Genomic DNA, 1305 nt, shown 5'->3' with positions numbered 1-1305 from the left:
TTCGTTGCATGGTCTTCGGCGGCCCTCACCCCAACCCCTCTCCCGCAAGCGGGAGAGGGGCTAAAGAAAACCGTCATTCCCGCGAAGGCGGGGACCCAGCGGCTCTACACCGTCGTTCCCGCGAAGGCGGGAACCCATGGACGTTGCTCCGCGAGAAGAACCGTTTTTGCGCCTCGCTTAGAAGCTCGCGCGCATGCCCACCGTTACCTGCGAGAACTCATCGCCCAGTTCGGCTTCGCCGACGACGCCCCAGACCGGCGTCAGGTGGTACTGCAAACCAAGCGTGGCACTGAAGGCGCCATCGTAGACATCGCCATCGGTGTAGTTGCCCTTGGCCCAGATGTCGACGTTGTTGGCGATCAGGTGACGCACGCCCACGGCGACGCGGAAGTCGTCGCCGTCCACGCTGCCTTCGCCGTCGTTCTCGACGTCGATCTCGGTGCTGAGGTAGCTCAGCTCGGTGGTCAGGTCGGTGCGCTGCGACAGGCTGTGGTGATAGCCAAGGCCGACAATCGCCTGGCTCATGTCGATACCGGCGTCGCCGAGGTCGCCGAGGATCGGCGACGACACGCCGATGTCGTCATCGCCCTTGCGATAGCTGCCGAACACATGGAACGTGTCGCCCAATGCGGCGGAACCGCCGACGAAGAACCCAGCGGCCTCGGCGTCATCGATGCGGAAGCCCTCGATCTGCGGCAGTTCCTGGTTGAGCTGGGCGTAGCCGCCTTCGACGTAGGTGTAGCTGTGACCGTCGGCGCTGGCGGCAAACGGTGCAGCAGCGATCGCGAGCGCAAGGATGAGTTGCTTCTTCATGGTGGTCCTTCTGGTGAATTCCGGCCCGCTGCGCGCGGGGTCGCGACATTATCGCCAAACTTCACGAATTCGTAACAACTCACCGAGCCCTGGCACCTGAAGTGCAAAGACGGTCGCAATTGCACGCAAGGGCCGGGGACCGCAAGGAAGAAGGTTCTTCTCCCCAGTGAGAGGGATCGGTTGGAGAGCCCCGGGGCCCGGACTCCCGCCAGAGGGTCAGGTGGTTTCAAACCCGCTTGGGTGCGGAGCTCGCGTTCCTGACAGGTGTTGGCGAGATTCGGTGGAGCAACGTCCATGGGTTCCCGCCTTCGCGGGAATGACGGTAGAAAGCCCCTCTCCCGCTTGCGGGAGAGGGGTTGGGGTGAGGGCCACCGAAGACCGCGCAACGAAATGCCGGCCCGGCGGACGGCGCCGTTCCGCAGACGCAAGCCCAACACGCAACAGCAACAACACCAGCAGGTCCCTTGTAAGTTGTTTCACTCCGCGCCAGAC

Annotated in this window: 1 protein-coding gene; it reads right to left on the bottom strand. The window is 63.8% G+C overall.

Annotation, left to right across the window (positions count from 1 at the left end; translation table 11 throughout):
* Nucleotides 1-177 precede the first annotated feature (177 nt).
* Nucleotides 178-813, bottom strand: coding sequence for an outer membrane beta-barrel protein (locus AC3A3X_RS17815; protein WP_487584309.1), 636 nt, complete (start codon nt 811-813; stop codon nt 178-180).
* Between the last annotated feature and the right edge of the window lie 492 nt (nt 814-1305).

The organism is Lysobacter sp. Soil_N_23 (genome assembly GCF_057656135.1).
Note: the sequence above shows the minus strand (reverse complement) of the source record. Positions and strands in the feature narration are given on the sequence as shown.